The 15123-nt window shown below is 71.4% G+C and carries 13 protein-coding genes; 5 read left to right on the plus strand and 8 right to left on the minus strand.

Annotated features, from left to right (window positions below; translation table 11 throughout):
• Nucleotides 1-15: 15 nt before the first annotated feature.
• From ACVGV2_RS10860 to ACVGV2_RS10880, 5 genes are all read right to left on the minus strand, one after another.
• Nucleotides 16-1230, minus strand: coding sequence for a lanthionine synthetase LanC family protein (locus tag ACVGV2_RS10860; RefSeq protein WP_459162247.1), 1215 nt, complete (start codon nucleotides 1228-1230; stop codon nucleotides 16-18).
• A gap of 133 nt (nucleotides 1231-1363) precedes the next feature.
• Nucleotides 1364-1513 carry a hypothetical protein gene (locus tag ACVGV2_RS10865; RefSeq protein WP_459162248.1) on the minus strand — a complete coding sequence of 50 codons (150 nt, stop codon included), beginning with the start codon at nucleotides 1511-1513 and terminating at the stop codon, nucleotides 1364-1366.
• A 26-nt stretch (nucleotides 1514-1539) separates the two neighbouring features.
• The gene (locus tag ACVGV2_RS10870) at nucleotides 1540-1686 is read right to left on the minus strand and encodes a hypothetical protein (protein ID WP_459162249.1); all 147 of its coding nucleotides are present in this window, start codon (nucleotides 1684-1686) and stop codon (nucleotides 1540-1542) included.
• A 118-nt stretch (nucleotides 1687-1804) separates the two neighbouring features.
• Nucleotides 1805-4468: a lantibiotic dehydratase gene (locus ACVGV2_RS10875; protein WP_459162250.1), complete on the minus strand. Its 2664-nt coding sequence runs from the start codon at nucleotides 4466-4468 to the stop codon at nucleotides 1805-1807.
• A gap of 2 nt (nucleotides 4469-4470) precedes the next feature.
• Nucleotides 4471-5472 (minus strand): thiopeptide-type bacteriocin biosynthesis protein, encoded by a 1002-nt coding sequence (locus ACVGV2_RS10880; protein WP_459162251.1) that lies wholly within the window; start codon nucleotides 5470-5472, stop codon nucleotides 4471-4473.
• 656 nt (nucleotides 5473-6128) lie between these two features.
• Between ACVGV2_RS10880 and ACVGV2_RS10885 the strand changes: the two genes are divergently transcribed.
• Together ACVGV2_RS10885 and ACVGV2_RS10890 are read left to right on the plus strand one after the other, a co-directional pair.
• Nucleotides 6129-7127, plus strand: coding sequence for an asparaginase (locus ACVGV2_RS10885; protein ID WP_459162252.1), 999 nt, complete (start codon nucleotides 6129-6131; stop codon nucleotides 7125-7127).
• Between the two features lie 28 nt (nucleotides 7128-7155).
• The gene (locus ACVGV2_RS10890; protein ID WP_459162253.1) at nucleotides 7156-8031 is read left to right on the plus strand and encodes a polysaccharide deacetylase family protein; all 876 of its coding nucleotides are present in this window, start codon (nucleotides 7156-7158) and stop codon (nucleotides 8029-8031) included.
• 21 nt (nucleotides 8032-8052) lie between these two features.
• Here ACVGV2_RS10890 and ACVGV2_RS10895 read toward each other — a convergent pair whose 3' ends face one another.
• The 3 genes from ACVGV2_RS10895 to purU form a co-directional block, all read right to left on the minus strand.
• Nucleotides 8053-9330 carry a hydroxyacid-oxoacid transhydrogenase gene (locus tag ACVGV2_RS10895; protein ID WP_459162254.1) on the minus strand — a complete coding sequence of 426 codons (1278 nt, stop codon included), beginning with the start codon at nucleotides 9328-9330 and terminating at the stop codon, nucleotides 8053-8055.
• Nucleotides 9331-9367: 37 nt separating this feature from the next.
• Complete coding sequence (locus tag ACVGV2_RS10900) at nucleotides 9368-10144, minus strand: N-acyl homoserine lactonase family protein (RefSeq protein ID WP_459162255.1); 777 nt, start codon at nucleotides 10142-10144, stop codon at nucleotides 9368-9370.
• A gap of 204 nt (nucleotides 10145-10348) precedes the next feature.
• On the minus strand, nucleotides 10349-11260 hold the full coding sequence (gene purU, locus ACVGV2_RS10905; RefSeq protein WP_459162256.1) for a formyltetrahydrofolate deformylase: 912 nt from the start codon (nucleotides 11258-11260) through the stop codon (nucleotides 10349-10351).
• A gap of 289 nt (nucleotides 11261-11549) precedes the next feature.
• Here purU and ACVGV2_RS10910 point away from each other — a divergent pair, with 289 nt between their 5' ends.
• From ACVGV2_RS10910 to ACVGV2_RS10920, 3 genes are read left to right on the plus strand one after another with little or no spacing between them, the layout of a single operon-like run.
• Entirely contained in the window at nucleotides 11550-12050 is a 501-nt protein-coding gene (locus tag ACVGV2_RS10910; protein ID WP_459162257.1) for a 2Fe-2S iron-sulfur cluster-binding protein, read from the plus strand.
• The gene (locus ACVGV2_RS10915; protein WP_459162258.1) at nucleotides 12047-13042 is read left to right on the plus strand and encodes an FAD binding domain-containing protein; all 996 of its coding nucleotides are present in this window, start codon (nucleotides 12047-12049) and stop codon (nucleotides 13040-13042) included. Before ACVGV2_RS10910 ends, ACVGV2_RS10915 begins: the two co-directional genes overlap by 4 nt.
• Entirely contained in the window at nucleotides 13039-15120 is a 2082-nt protein-coding gene (locus ACVGV2_RS10920) for a xanthine dehydrogenase family protein molybdopterin-binding subunit (protein ID WP_459162259.1), read from the plus strand. The genes ACVGV2_RS10915 and ACVGV2_RS10920 overlap by 4 nt, the downstream gene beginning before the upstream one ends.
• Nucleotides 15121-15123 lie beyond the last annotated feature (3 nt).

The following is a 15123-nucleotide window of genomic DNA, read 5'->3' on the forward strand; positions in this document are numbered from 1 at the left end:
GCTCCTGCGCCGTGCTCACCGCAGGCCGAGGCACAGCGTCCACGCACGATCGGCACCGCTGCAGCTGAGCAGCATCGCCGCGGCCCCGCACGCCCCGTTCAACAGCGTGCGGTCGGCGCCGGCCAGCGCGGTCAGCTGCTCCGCTCGTTCGGTGATGTGCCGCCGAAGGTGTTCGGCCAGCACGCCCGCGCAGGCGGATCCGGCGTGGCGGTGGAAGCAGTCGGCGATGCCGAGAACGCCGGAGGCGCCGTGGCACAGCGTCAGCGTCTCCTCCGCTCCCCCGCCGAACAGGTGCCAGTCGGTGTCGTAGCGCCGCGCGAGCGAGTCGAAGGCGTTCGCGGCGAAGCGCTGGATCTGCCCGTCACCGAGCACCGCTCCCGCCTCCCACAGCGCCCAGGCAACGCCGGGGGTGCCGTAGCACCAGGCCTGCCGCCGCATCGGTCCTGCCGGGGGTTCTTCCCCGTCGAACAACTGCCCGCCGTACCAGCAGGTGACGCCGTGCTCGTCGGTGAAAGCCCGCGCCATCAACCACTGCGCGGCGTGCCGGAGGGGCGGGTGCAGTTCCGCGTCGCCGAGGTGGCGCGCCGCGGCGGCGAGAGCGAGCAGCACGCCGGGAACACCGTGCCCGACTCCGGTGTTCACGCGTCCCTGCATCCAGTCGAGGTGTTCGTGCCCCGCGTAAGCGGACACGCGCATCCCGTCGAGGTCCTCGGTGCCGCACAATGCGGCCAGGTGCGCCGCGAGCAGGGCGACGAGGTCGTCGGCGGCCGCATCGGCGGGCCGCTGCGTGCTCGGCCGGTCGACGAGTGCGGCGAGCAGGGTCCCCGCGGGGCCGATGATGAGGTCGTAGTCGCCGAATCCGCGGTCGCGGCGCCGCGCCCGCGCCAACTGCTCGGGAACGGACCGGTGCAGCGTGGCCAGCAGCTTCGTTTCCAGCGCGTGCAGCCGCTCGTCGACGTGCACCCCCATGCGCACGCCGACGAGCAACCCGGCCGCTCCCCCGGAGAGGCCGAAGTGCGGCTGCGCACGGCGCGGTGCCGTCGACCACGCCCGCAGCGCGGGTGCGGCCAACGCCTGCCCGTCACCGCCGTCGGCCAGCAGGCGGGCGAGTGCTGCCGGGGCGGGATCGCAGGGATCACCGCCGTCGCCGGCGAGGTGAGCGCGCAGCACGGCATCGGCGGTCGCGCGAACGTGATCCGCGTCAACGGGCGGGCGTTGCGGTGCCGTCATCGGCTGCACCTCCTGGCGGGGTCGGGTTTCCTGCCGGTCGGAACGGGGGCGATGCGCCGTGGGCGGGTCGACGAGCGGCACTGCGCGGCGCCACCCGCCGACCCGTCATTCCGAACGACCAGTCACGGTGGGCTCACGCGCAGATGAGCACCGTGCAGGCCAGCCCGGTCCCGCACAGGGCCGTACCTCCATCGGCCACGGCCGGGGCGTGATCTTCGGTCACCTGGGCATCGAGATCATCGATGAGGGTGTCCAATTCTTCCAACGGCAACGTCGATTCCATGACAATTCCTTTCGACAGGAGGGTTTTCACGCGCAGATGACGAGAGTGCACAGGGCGCCGGTGTTGCACAGCGCCGTACCGCCAGCGGCTTCCGGCACCTGCTCCTCGGTCACCTGGGCGTCCAGGTCGTCGATGAGGCTGTCCAGCTGTTCGAGCGGCAACGTCGTTTCCATGACAGTTCCTTTCCGGATGGAGCTTCACGTCGCACCGACGCGTTGGTGCGGTGCGTACTTCCGCGGCAGGATCCCCCTTTCTCCTCGGTTCGCACTCGGTTGTCGCGGTTCACTCCGGTCAGCGCGGCACCGGCACGTCGGTGCGCAACCGGTCGCCGGCGCGCCTCGCGAGCGTGCGGATGCTGTCCTCGCGGGGCAGGCGGAGCGCCACTTCGACCGCGTGGTGGGCGTGCTCGGCATGCGCACCGTCGCGGGCGAACAGGTGCCGCGGGCCCGGGAGCATCTCCTCGAACAGGAGCGCGTCTCCGCCGCAGCGCGCGGCCACGCGCTCCACCGCGCGCAGTCCGGGCAGCGATTCGAGATCCGCGGGTACGGCTTTGCCCTCGGACTCGGTGGAGACGAACACCCACCGCGGCAGATCGCGAGCGCGCCACAGCCGTGCGGCGTCGCGGATCTTGACCCAGTCGGACGCGCCGGCGTCCCACAGCCGCTCCGCGGGGATCCGCCAGGCTGCGGGCGAGAGCACCACGGATCCCGCGGTCAACCGCGGGGCGGACGGCGCGTCCGGGAAGGCCGTGATGAGCCGGTCCAGCCGGGTCTGGTGCAGCGCCCGCCCGGGCCCTGCGGCGAGCAGCAGGTGCAGCAGCAGGTCGTACGGCGGCAGCGGCGGGCGCGTCGCGTGGTAGACGGGCAGCAGCGGGGCGCCCGCGGACTCCGCGCGGACTCCGCCGCCGGAGCGGAACACCCGCACCCGTTCCAGCGGCAGGTACGCGCTGTCGGAATCCTGCGCGCGGTGGTAGGGGTACCGGTCGGCATCACCGGTCCACAAACCGGTGCACACGGGACGGCACACTGCGTTGGCCGCGCGTTCGTGCGACGGCGGCAGCAGCAGTTCCACGAACCGCGCTCCGCTGACGTGCTCCACTTCCCGCAGGAAACGGCGGTACCGCGCGGCGTTGCGGTACTCGCCGTGCGCCCGCGCGAACGCGTCGCCGAACCGCGCGTCCAGGTTGCCGGCCGGGGCTTCGACGACGAGCACCGCATCGTGCCGGGATCCGCGCACGGGCCGCATGAGGCAGTCAGTGGGCCACACCGGCTCTTCCCCGGCCGGAACACCGAGACCGTCCAGCGTGGATTCGGAGACGTCGACCTCCTCGGCGGAGAGCCGATCGTGCACGCGCTCGATCACCCGCCCGTACGCCTCGCTGGTTCCGGTGGGTTCGTGCCAGCCGGTGTAAGCGCGCTGCCGCAGCGCCGAGAGGTCCACGTCCGCGGCGAGCAGGTCGGTGAGCACCTCGGTGGCCGGACGCGGCTGCTCGGTGAGGTACCCGCTGAGGTCGACGCGGCCGACCGTGCCGTCGTCCTCGCGCAGTCGCGCCAACCGGTGGGCCGCGCGCAACGCAGCGTCCACTCCGGAGGGTTCACGGACGGAGTGCGACGTGGACCCGCTCTCGGAAGTGCCGATGCGCCGGTGGACGTCGACGAAGGCGTCGTCTGCCCCGGCGCGGTGCGCGGCGCGCCCGCCGGACGCCGCTTCGGCGGGCGACGCCCACGCGCCCCAGTTGCGCTGCGGCGCGCCGCACACCCGCAGCACGCCCAGGCGGTGCACGTAAGCCAGGAATTCCCGGACTTTGCCGACCTGCTCCGCGGCCGCTTCCGCACCGACGAACGCGCGCTGCACATCACCGAGCGGGCGGACGCCGTCGCGCAGGACGCGGCACAGGGCCTCCAGCGCGGCCGTGCGCCGCAACCGAATCTCGCGCATCCGCGTGGCGTCCTGCTGGTCGAGTGTGAAACAGCGGAATTCGGCGCCGTTCTCCGTGTACAGGTTCGCCAGCGCCAGCGGGGTTTCCACCGCTGCGCAGCGCAGGTCCGTCGCGTCGAGACGCGTCCGCAGCGCGTGCAGGTTCTCCGCGGTTTCGGTGGTCAGTTCGCCGAGCTCCACCCCCGGGGCGCGCCAGTCCCCCGCGGAGAGCACCTGCCGTGCGTCCGACATCGGCAGTGTTCCGACGTGGCCGAGCCAGCTGCGCGGGGTGGCTTTCGCCGCTCCGCGGGCGATGATGCGCCACAGGTAGTCCACTCGGTGCCGCAGGCGTTTGCTGGTCCACGCCTCGCCCGCGGCCGAGCGGCGCTCGATCTCCGCGACGAGATCGGCCGCGTCGGTGTCGAGGAACGCGGCCGCGATCGACGTGTTCCGCACGGATTCCCAAGCGAGTGGCCCGATCCGCGCGCGCTCGTGCTCCGCTGCCCGCTGCGCCCGGTCACCGGCGATGCGGTGGTCGACCGCGCGGCAGGCGAGCGCGAGCAGGTCGGCCGTGATCCGCGCGGGGACGGCCGGTGCACCGATCAGGTCGGCGAGCTCGTCCGGTTCGGGAACATCACCGCAGTGCAGGCGGCGGCGCACGACGAGCGCGGCACGCCGGTGGCTCTTGTCCAGCTCCGGCTCGGGAATGACCTCGTCGCTGATCCGCTCGGCCAGCTCGTGCGCCCGCGCGTGCAGCTCGTCGTGCTGCCGCCGGTGCACATCGACGGTGTGGAACAGGTCCGGATTGCCGCCGTCCGTCCACAGGTGCGCGGGGAAACCGGCCGTGCGGACGACGATCTCCGCGCCGATGGCGAGGTCGGCACCGTCGGCCTCGTGCCCGGACGTGCGCCCGTCCGGGAGCTGCGCGGGAACGGGCTCCGCGCGAGCAGCGGCGGGGCCTGGTTCCTCGAGGGCCTCGCGGTTCTCCTCGGGCTTCTCGTGCGGATCGTCGAGGACCTGGCGGGCACGTGGTTGCATGCTCACATCCCTCCGTCCCGGAGCAGAGCATCGGTCAGCAGGCACTGCCGGCTTATGGGGATCCGGGCACGGTTCCAGTGGAAGATCGTCCAGAAGGCGGCGGCGCGGCGCGGTCCCGTCCGCGCGTGCTCGCTTTCGAAGTACTCGCGGCGCCACCGCTGTGCGGCCTCGACCAGGGCAGCGCGGTGGTGCACGAGCTCGTCCCCGCCCGGTAGGCGCTGCAGTGCGCGTTCGCCGAGATCCCACTGCGCTCGGACGCCCTCGACGAAGCGCTCGTACCGGTCTTCGGGGACGTCTGCGGCCAACCGCCGTCCACCGTCGCGGCGGACGGTGTCCCACACGCCGCGGTGCTCCCACCCCACGATGCCGAGACCGTCGACGACGGCGCGCACGAGCGCCAGCGACACCGCCCAGTCCGGTGCGGCCTCGGCAGAACGCGCGCTGCGGACGTGCTGGTCGAGCCAGGCCAGTGAGTCCACCGTGAACGAATCGTGCACCAGGGGCATCGACCGCGGTCCACCGAAGAGGTAGGACTCGGGTTCGTAGACGCCCGATCGGACATCGGTGAACAGGTCGGTGCGCTGCCGGAACGCGTCGATCAGCGCGGGCGCGGCTGCGCGGGCGCCGTCCCGGAGCTGGAAACGCACCCGCAGACCGGGGGGTTTGTGCATGAAGAAGAAGTTGCTCGCTTCGGAGCGTTCGAGCGCGGTGCGCGCCGCGTCGGCGAGGAAGGCGTAGGCGTGCGCCCACTTGTCCGCGCGGACTTCGATGTTGAACTGGATCCACTCGCCGCACCTGGAAAATTCGTGCACTGCGGCGATTCCGGCGGCGAGGAAGGCTTCGCGCGCGGCGGCGTAGCTGGGGCCGCCCTGATCGGGGTTGCCGAGGGGGATGGTGTGCTGCGCCGCTTGCGCGGGCAGCTCGTGCAGGCAGTCGGCCAGTAATGTGGCCAGGTCGATGCCCGATGTCGGTGCGCCGGTGGCCTGATCCGCCTCAACAACCATCGAATGCCCTTTCGCAGCACGATCATCGCGGATTTCGTCCGCTGTTGGATTTCGCAGTTCGTCCGATCAGGACCGGTGAGCGGTCATCCTCGACCGCGGTGGCACCGCATGGCGCCTGCAAGTCCGGTCTGCGGGCCGGTGGTGCGCGTCTGCAGCGCAGCAGCTCGGTGATTGCGCATGTGAACCGGGGATCCGGTGGATTCTTGGTACGACCGGGTTCTCAGCGCTGACCTCGGTTTCGCTCCACTCCAGCGACAGTAGGCCACCGCGGGAGGTGGAACAACGTCATCACACCAGTTTCGTCACCAAGAGTGAGCGCTCGCTCCGCTATGTGCAGACGATCGGCCGCGGCCGCACGCACCGGCCACGGGACGGCGGCGACTCCCACCGCCGTGCGGGGCGATGCGTCGCAGATCGACACGGCACGTGCTGTCGACCAGGTGTCCGCAACGGACGTGCACACAGGACGGTTCCGAAAAGCACTGCGCACGGAGCACTTCCATGCCGGGCGGTGGGTGCTCGCGCATGTTCCGCCGTCCGTGCCTTCGGTGGAGGCGCCGGTTGCCGTGCCGGGCGCCACCGACGAGGCGGTTGACGCAGGTCGTGGGCAGTCGCAGGATCAACACGGTCCGATCCCCCACTCCTGCGGAGGTCACGTGCGTCAACTCGCCCTACTCGCCACCGGCGGCACGATCGCCACCCGGTCCGGCACGCGGGGACGCCAGGTCGCCGTCGGCGCCGCCGACCTGCTCGCCGCGGCGCGGGAGGTGCACCCGCTCGAGCGCGTGCACGTGCACGCGCGCGATGCTGCGGCGATCGTCAGCTTCGCCGCGACCGTGCCCGATGTGCTGTCGTTGGCCGCACAGGTGCGCCACGCGTGCGACGAGGCCGACGGGGTCGTGATCACCCACGGCACCGACACGATGGAGGAATCCGCGTTCCTGCTGTCGCTGACGCACGCGGGATCCGCTCCGGTGGTGTTCACCGGGGCGCAGCGCCCCTTCGACGACGCGGCGCCGGACGGTCCGCGCAACCTGTCCGCGGCCCTGCGCTGGGCCGCCGCGGAGGAAGCGGCCGGCACCGGTGTCAGCGTCGCCTTCGCCGACCGCATCCTGCCCACCGTCGGTGCGCGGAAAGTGCACAGCCTGGACCTGGCCGCGTTCGACGCGCCCGGTCGCGGACCGATGGGTCGCGTCGACGAAACCGGGGTGCGCAAGCACGCCCATCCGCGGTGGGAACCGCTGCTCGATCCGAGCACGCCCGAACTGCCCCGCGTCGACGTGATCGGGCAGTACCTGGGTGTGGACGGCGGTGCCGTCGAGCACGCGGTCGACGCCGGCGCGCGGGGACTCGTGCTCGCCGGGTTCGGGGCGGGCAACGCCACCCCCGCGACGGTGGACGCCTGCCAGCGGCATCTCGCCGCGGGCCTGCCGGTGCTGGTCACAACGCGCACCGGAGCCGGACCGGTGGCCCCGCTGTACAGCGGGGGCGGCCGTGCCCTGGCGGACGCGGGTGCGTTGTTCGCCGGAGACCTGCCGCCGTGGCAGGCGCGGCTGCTGCTGGCCGCAGCACTGGCCAGCGAAGGCGAACCGCGGCGCGCCGTGGTGCGATGCGAGCAGTGGCTGCGCGCGGTCGGCGCGCTGCCGAGCACGTGATCCGCGAAACGGGAAGGGTGTGTCTGCGATGGCCAAGGAAATCCTCGTCGCCTACGGCGTGGACGTGGACGCGGTCGCCGGCTGGCTGGGGTCGTACGGCGGTGAGGGCTCCCCTTGCGACATCTCCCGCGGCATGTTCGCCGGGGAGGTGGGCGTCGGCCGCCTGCTGCAGTTGTTCGAACGCCGCGGCATGCCGTCCACGTGGTTTTGGCCGGGCCATTCCATCGAGACGTTCCCCGACGAGTTCCAGGCGTGCGTGGCCGCGGGCCACGAGATCGGTGTGCACGGCTACAACCACGAGAACCCGATCTCGATGTCGCGCGAGCAGGAGCGCGACGTGCTGGACCGCTGCATCGGGCTGATCGAGCAGCGCGCGGGCACGCGTCCGACCGGCTACGTCGCCCCGTGGTGGGAGTTCTCCACGGTCACCAACGAACTGCTGCTGGAACGCGGCATCACCTACGACCACTCGCTGATGCACCACGACTTCCTGCCGTACCGGGTGCGCGTCGGCGACTCGTGGACACCGATCGACTACTCCCGCCCCGCGTCGGAGTGGATGCACCCGCTGCGGCGGGGCGCGGAATCCGAGCTGATCGAGATCCCGGCCTCGTGGTACCTGGACGACCTGCCGCCGATGCTGTTCGTCAAGGGCAACCCGAACAGCCACGGTTTCGTCAACCCGCGCGACATCGAACAGCTGTGGCGCGACCAGTTCGACTGGGTCTACCGCGAATACGACTACGCGGTGTTCACGATGACCATCCACCCGGACGTCTCCGGCCGGCCGCAGACGCTGCTCATGCACGAGCGGCTGATCGAGCACTTCAACGCGCACGACGGCGTGCGGTGGATGACCTTCGACGGGATCGCCGCGGACTACGCGCAGCGCACGCGGGCATGACCCGCTCGGCCAGTTCGCCGGTCACCAGTTCGTCAGCGAGGCCTCCACGATCGCACGCAGCTCGGCCTCGCCCACGTCGCGCGGGCACATCGTCAGCAGCCGCTGCTGCTTCAGCGTTCCGTCGACCAGCGTGGAGATGTCGCCGCCTCCGTAGCCGACCGCGGAGACCCCGTTTGCGATGCCGATGTCGCGCATGAGCGACACGAGCGCCGCCGGCAAGCGTTCCGCGCGATCGGCGATGTCCGCCACCGACGGGTCGAGCAGTTCGGCGGCGTGCACGTGCCGCTCCGGCGCGGCGGGGAAGGTGAAGCGGAACGCCGCCGGTGCGGTCAGCGCCACCGACTCGCCGTGCGGCACCATCGGCTCCTCGGCGGAGTAGTCCGGCGGGTGGAAGTCCGTGACCCGCCCGGCGATCGGGTAGGCGCACGCGTGCGGGATGTGCACCCCGGCGTTGCCGAACCCCATGCCCGCGAACGAGGCGGCCAGCATCATGTCCGTGCGGGCCTGCTCGTCGTGGCCGCGCATCACCGCGGGGCGCAGGCTGCGCGCCACCAGCGGGATGGCCTTTTCCACGAACGCGTCCGAGATCGGGTTGGCGCCGACGTAGGTGGGGCGTTCGGCCGCGCTGCGCCGCGGATACGCGTGGTGCGGGCGTGCGGTGTACGACTCGAGCGCGTGGCAGAGCACGTCCATGCCCGCGCACGCGGTCACGTGCGGCGGCAGCGGCAACGACAGCGTCGGGTCGACGACCGCTTTGACCGGCCGCAGACGCGCGTGGCTGATGCCCGACTTCACCTTCAGCTCCAACAGGTCCAAAATGCACACCGCGGTGCTCTCGGCGCCGGTGCCGGCCGTGGTGGGCACGGCGACCACGGGTTTGACCGGGCCGGGCGGGGCTTTGCCTTGCCCGATCGGCTGGTTGACGTGCGCCATCAGGTCGTCCGGGTACGTGGTCAGCAGCGCGATCGCTTTCGCGGTGTCGATCACCGATCCGCCGCCGACGGCCACGACACCGCTCCAGTCCCCGCCGGGGACGTCGTCGACGGCCTGGCGGATGCTCGCGTCGGTGGGTTCGCTGTGCGCCCCGTCGTAGATCCCGGCGCTGATCCCCGCGGCCTGCACGGCGCTGCGCGCGCGGTCGGCCGCGCCGGTGGCTGCCACCGCGCGGTCGGTGACGATCAGCACGCTGTCGAGACCGAGCTGCTCGCATTCGAAGCCGAGTTCCTCGACCGCGCCGGCACCGAACTTCAGCGGCGGCGCCGCCCAGGTGAACACGGTTTCGTTGGTGCGCTCGGACATGGATCACCCTTCGACGGTCGGTTCGCGCCCCGGCAGCTCACTCGTAGGCGTGCGGTGCGTGCTGGTACGCGGCCCAGTCCGCCGGGTCGTGCGCGATCCACACGGGCGCGTCGTGGGCCGTGGACAGCCGTCGCAGCCGGCGGATCGACTCGACGGCCTGCTGCGTGTTGAAGTCCGAGGGCATCGGCAGGTCCTCGTCGAGAGCGCTGCGCAGGTGCACCGTGTCGGAGGAGAGCAGGAACGCGCTGTGCTCGAGCTGCACCAGCACGCTGCAGTTGCCGGGCGTGTGGCCCGGCAGGAACAGGATGACGATGCTGCCGTCGGCGAACAGGTCGTGGTCGCCGACGAGCGGGTTCCAGTGGAACTTCCGCGTGGCGTCCAGGTCGGCGGGGTGGAAGAACGGGGCCGCACCCGGGTTGGGCCAGAACGCGTACGGCAGGTCGTCGGCACCGGCGTACAGCTCGGCGTGCGGGAACAGCCGCAGCCCGCCGGTGTGGTCGAAGTGGGTGTGCGAACAGATCACGTGGCGCACGTCGGTCAACCGGTAGCCGAGCGATTCGATCTGCCGGTCGACGCGCTGCTGGGGGCTGAACTCGATGTTCACCGCGTCGACCAGCGATCCGTACACCCCGTAGGGGTCGTCGGCGGCTTCCGGTGCCAACCCCGTGTCCACGAGCACGAGACCCCGGTCGTGTTCGACGAGGAAGGTGGGCACCGGCAGCGTGACCGTGCCCGCGTCCCCGAGCACGAGGGCGCTGCGCTGCATCGTCAGGCGCGCCCCGTCGAGTGCCCACAGCCGTCGTGCCTTGCCCATGGCGCATCGCCCCTCGCGCATCGCGGTTCGCCGCGTCCCGCGTCGCCGGCAACCGCGGCACGGTGCGGGTGGCCGTGAGCGGTGCCGACTCACGTTCTCCGCTCGAACATCACCCATCGTGGGGCGCGGGCGGCGGGCTGTAAATGCCCCCGCCCGAACGGGGTACGAACGGTGCATGCGCACCGGAGACCGCGCGCAGGGCGGTCAGAACACCACGGTCGTGTTCTCGTGCCGCATCACCCGGTCTTCGCAGTGCCACCGCACCGCCCGCGACAGCACGGTGCGCTCGACGTCGGCGCCGAACCGGACGAGATCCGCCGTGCCGTGCTGGTGTCCGACGCGCACGACGTCCTGTTCGATGATCGGCCCCTCGTCGAGGTCCTCGGTGACGTAGTGCGCGGTCGCTCCGATGAGCTTGACCCCGCGTTCCTTGGCCCTGCGGTACGGCCCCGCACCGATGAACGCCGGCAGGAACGAGTGGTGGATGTTGATCAGCGGGCAGCCGATGCGCGAGAGGAAGTCCCCGGAGATGATCTGCATGTAGCGGGCGAGCACGACGAGGTCGACGTTGCCGCGGAGCGCGTCCAACTGCTGCTGCTCGGCCTGCGGTTTCGTCTCCCGGCTGACCGGGATGTGCATGAACGGCACGTCGAACGACCGCACGTCCTCGGCCAGGTCCGGGTGGTTGGACAGCACCATGGCCACGGTCATGTCCAGTTCGCCACGCCGGTTGCGCCACAGCAGATCGAGCAGGCAGTGGTCGAGTTTGGACACCATGATCGCGACCCGCTTGGGTTTGCCCGCCTCGGTGAGCGTGAACTCCATGTCCATCGGCCCGGCGACTTCCGCGGCGAAGGCGCGTTCGAGTTCGGCGCGCCGCGCCACCAGCCCCGGCAGGTGAAAGACGGTGCGTTGGAAGAACGTGCCGTCCTGCGGTTGCGACGAATGCTGCCCGAGCGAAACGATGTTCGCCCCCGCTCTGGTCAAGAACGAGCTCACGGCCGAGACGATGCCGGGGCGGTCGGGGCAGTGCACGAGCAACCGCGCCACGTCCTCCGAGGGCACCGTGCCGTCGCCGGGTCGGTGCGTGGTGAGCGGGGAATTGCTGTCGCTCATGGGTTCGGGCTCCAGCGCTTGGCACGACGGGACGGCGACCGCAGCCCGGGCCCGCGGGGACACCTGCGGCGACCCGGGATGACGGTTGCATTCTAGTAGCACTGCTCCCCCCGGGCGCGGACCGCACGACCGATGATGCGGTCCGCGCACGCTCCCCGGTTGCCGCACGTGCCGGTTGCCGCACGTGCCGAGCAGATGCCGAGCAGCTTGCGCAACCGGGATTAGCGCGCTCGCAGCCGGGGTAATCACCGGTGGGCCCCGTGCCGCGCGAGAGCGGGAGGAACTGCCGATGGAAGCGGACATCACGCTGCACGTCGACGGGCAGCAGCACCGGCTCACGGTGGACACGCGCACCACGGTGCTCGACGCGTTGCGGGATCACCTGGGCAACACCAGCCCGAAGAAGGGGTGCGACCACGGGCAGTGCGGCGCGTGCACCGTGCTGGCCGATGGCCAGCGCGTCACCACCTGCCTGTCGCTGGCGGTTGCCAACCAGCACGTCCGGTTCATCACGGCCGAAGGACTGGCCGCCGGCGGGCTGCACCCGGTGCAGGAGGCGTTCCTCGACCACGACGCGTTCCAGTGCGGTTACTGCACTCCGGGACAGATCTGCTCGGCCGTCGGCATGCTCGCCGAAGCCCGTGACGGCCGCCCCAGCGCGGTCACCACCGACGACGCCCGCGCCGGTGAGCTCGACGACGCGGAGATCCGCGAGCGGATGAGCGGCAACCTCTGCCGGTGCGGCGCCTACGCCAACATCGTCGCAGCGATCCGCGAGGTCCGCCCGTGATTCCGTTCGACTACCACCGCAGCACCGACACCGACGAGGCGATCGCCACCGTGGCCGAAACCCCCGGGGCCACCTTCCTCGGAGGCGGCACGAACCTCGTCGACCACCTCAAACTCGGCATCGCCGCTCCCGACGTGCTCGTGGACATCACCGGTCTCGCGCTCGACACCGTGGACGGTCGCGAAGACGGCGGACTCGTGATCGGCGCGAACGTCAGCAACAGCGATCTGGCCGCCGAACCCGCGGTGCGGCAGCGCTACCCGGTGCTGGCGCAGGCCGTGCTGTCCGGTGCCTCGGGTCAGTTGCGCAACCTCGCCACGACCGGCGGCAATCTCATGCAACGGACCCGCTGCGCCTACTTCCAGGACCCGTCCACGCCGTGCAACAAGCGCGACCCCGGATCCGGGTGTTCGGCGCTCGACGGATGGACGCGCTACCACGCCATCTTCGGCGCCTCCCAGCAGTGCGTAGCGGTGCACCCCTCGGACATGGCGGTGGCGCTGCGCGCGCTGGACGCGGAGGTGCTGCTGCGCGGCCCACGCGGACAGCGCCGCGTGGCCAGCGGTGAGTTCCACCGGCTGCCCGGCCAGGAGCCGCAGCACGACACGGTCGCCGAACACGGCGAGCTCATCACCGCCGTCGAGCTGCCGCCGCTTCCCGCCGCGATGCACTCGACCTACCGCAAAGTGCGCGACCGCGCTTCGTACGCCTTCGCGCTCGTGTCCGTGGCAGCAGTGCTCCAGCTGCACGCGGGGCGGATCGACGAGGTGCGCATAGCTCTCGGCGGGGTGGCGCACAAACCGTGGCGCGCGACCAGCGCCGAGGAGGCGTTGCGCGGTGCACCGGCCACCGAAGAGCGGTTCCGCGCGGCGGCAGAAGCCGAACTCGCGCAGGCGGAACCGCTGACGGGCAACACGTTCAAGGTGCCGATGGTGCGCGCGGCCGTGACGGGCGCGCTCGCGGACCTCGCCAGCCAGCAGGAGGCGTCATGACCGAGAACCTCGCAGCTCGCGCCATGGGCACCGACCGGCGCCGCGATGACGGCGTGGCGAAAGTCACCGGTCGCGCGCCGTACGCCTACGAGCACGGCATGCAGGCGCCCTGTTACCTCGCCCCGTTGCAGTCGACGATCGCGCGCGGGCGCATCCGCGGCATCGACAGCTCCGCGGTGCGACGTCCCGGTGTGCTCGCGGTGCTCACGCACGAGAACGCGCCCCGCACCGCACCGGACGAGGATGCCGAACTGGCCATCCTGCAGTCGCCCGAGGTGCACTTCCGCGGGCAGTTCATCGGGGCGGTGCTCGCCGATTCCCCGGTGGTCGCCCGGCATGCCGCGGCGGACATCCCGGTGCACTACGAGCAGGACGAGCACGACGCGCACTTCAGCGCGGACCGCACCGACCTGCGGGCACCCACCGACGTGAGCTCCTCGTCGCCCGCGGACACCGAAATCGGGGATTCGAACGGGGCTCTCGCCGCAGCACCGGTCACAGTGGACGTCACGTACCGAACGCCGTACGAGTTCAACAACCCGATGGAACCGCACGCGACCGTGGCGATGCGCGCCGGCGCGCGGCTCACCCTCCACGATTCCACCCAGGGGCCGCACTCCGTGCGCGAGACGGTGGCGCGAGTGCTGGGGCTCGACCCGGACGGTGTCCACGTCGTCTGCCCGCACGTCGGCGGCGGTTTCGGATCCAAAGGGCTGCCGCACGCGCACGTCGTCCTGACGGCGATGGCGACGTGGTTGGTGGACGAGAACCGCCCCGTCAAGTACGCGGTGTCGCGGCAGAACATGTTCGGGCTGACCGGTTACCGCTCGCCCACCGTGCAGCGGTTGCGGCTCGGTGCCGATCACGAAGGACGCCTGTCCGGGATCGTGCACGAGTCGGTGGAGCAGACCGCGCGCATCAAGGAGTTCTCCGAGCAGAGCGCGGTGTCCACACGCAGCATGTACGCCGCACCCAACCGGAGCACCACGCACCGGCTGGCCGCCTTGGACGTGCCGGTTCCGTCGTGGATGCGGGCACCGGGCGAGTGCCCCGGCATGTTCGCCGGTGAGGTCGCCATGGACGAGCTCGCCTCCGCCTGCGGAGTCGACCCGGTGGAGTTGCGGGTGCGCAACGACACCACCGCGGATCCGAACAGCGGCAAGCCGTTCTCCAGCCGCAACCTGGTTGCCTGCCTGCGGCGCGGCGCGGAGCGGTTCGGCTGGGAAGGGCGCGATCCCACCCCGGGTGTGCGTCGCGAGGGCGACTGGCTCATCGGCACCGGGGTGGCGGCCTCGGCCTATCCCACGCATCGCCTGCCGGGGTCGACGGCGACGATCACCCGCACCCCGGACGGCTACCTCGTGCGCATCGGGGCCGCGGACCTCGGTACGGGAGCGTGGACGGCGCTGCGGCAGATCGCCGCCGATGCGCTCGGTGTCGACATCGAGGCGGTGGAACTGCACATCGGCGACACCGCGTTGCCGTTCGCGACGGTCGCCGGCGGGTCCTCGGGCACGACGAGCTGGGGAACCGCGGTGGCCGCCGCGGCCGAGGAATTCCGCAAGCAGCACGGGTCCGATCCCTCGGAGGGGGCGGAGGCCGAGGCGAGCGCGGAGAAGAACCCGGATGGGCGGCAGTACGCGATGAGCGCGTACGGGGCGCAGTTCGCCGAGGCGCGAGTCCACGCGCGGACCGGGCAGGTGCACGTGCCGCGCATGCTGGGCGTGTTCGCCGCCGGCCGCATCGTCAACCCGCGCACGGCGCACTCCCAGTTCCTCGGCGGAATGGTGATGGGTGTGTCCATGGCGCTGCACGAGGAAGGCGTGTTGGACACGCGGTTCGGGCACGTGGTCAACCGGGACTTCGCGCAGTACCACGTGGCTGTGAACGCGGACGTGGGCGACATCGACGCCGAGTGGATCGACGAAGAGGATCCGCACGTCAATCCCATGGGTTCCAAGGGGATCGGTGAGATCGGCATCGTCGGCGCACCGGCCGCGGTGCTCAACGCGACGTATCACGCGACGGGACGGCGCGTGCGGGACCTCCCGCTCACTCCGGACAAGTTCCTCGTCTGAGCC

This window comes from Bounagaea algeriensis (genome assembly GCF_054491375.1).

Coding starts and splice junctions, on each gene's coding strand:
- ACVGV2_RS10880 (WP_459162251.1), bottom strand. CDS start 5,472: ATGGTTGTTGAGGCGGATCAGGCCACCGGCGCACCGACATCGGGCATC.
- ACVGV2_RS10895 (WP_459162254.1), bottom strand. CDS start 9,330: ATGTCCGAGCGCACCAACGAAACCGTGTTCACCTGGGCGGCGCCGCCG.
- purU (WP_459162256.1), bottom strand. CDS start 11,260: ATGAGCGACAGCAATTCCCCGCTCACCACGCACCGACCCGGCGACGGC.
- ACVGV2_RS10900 (WP_459162255.1), bottom strand. CDS start 10,144: ATGGGCAAGGCACGACGGCTGTGGGCACTCGACGGGGCGCGCCTGACG.
- ACVGV2_RS10870 (WP_459162249.1), bottom strand. CDS start 1,686: ATGGAAACGACGTTGCCGCTCGAACAGCTGGACAGCCTCATCGACGAC.
- ACVGV2_RS10890 (WP_459162253.1), top strand. CDS start 7,156: ATGGCCAAGGAAATCCTCGTCGCCTACGGCGTGGACGTGGACGCGGTC.
- ACVGV2_RS10910 (WP_459162257.1), top strand. CDS start 11,550: ATGGAAGCGGACATCACGCTGCACGTCGACGGGCAGCAGCACCGGCTC.
- ACVGV2_RS10860 (WP_459162247.1), bottom strand. CDS start 1,230: ATGACGGCACCGCAACGCCCGCCCGTTGACGCGGATCACGTTCGCGCG.
- ACVGV2_RS10865 (WP_459162248.1), bottom strand. CDS start 1,513: ATGGAATCGACGTTGCCGTTGGAAGAATTGGACACCCTCATCGATGAT.
- ACVGV2_RS10875 (WP_459162250.1), bottom strand. CDS start 4,468: ATGCAACCACGTGCCCGCCAGGTCCTCGACGATCCGCACGAGAAGCCC.
- ACVGV2_RS10920 (WP_459162259.1), top strand. CDS start 13,039: ATGACCGAGAACCTCGCAGCTCGCGCCATGGGCACCGACCGGCGCCGC.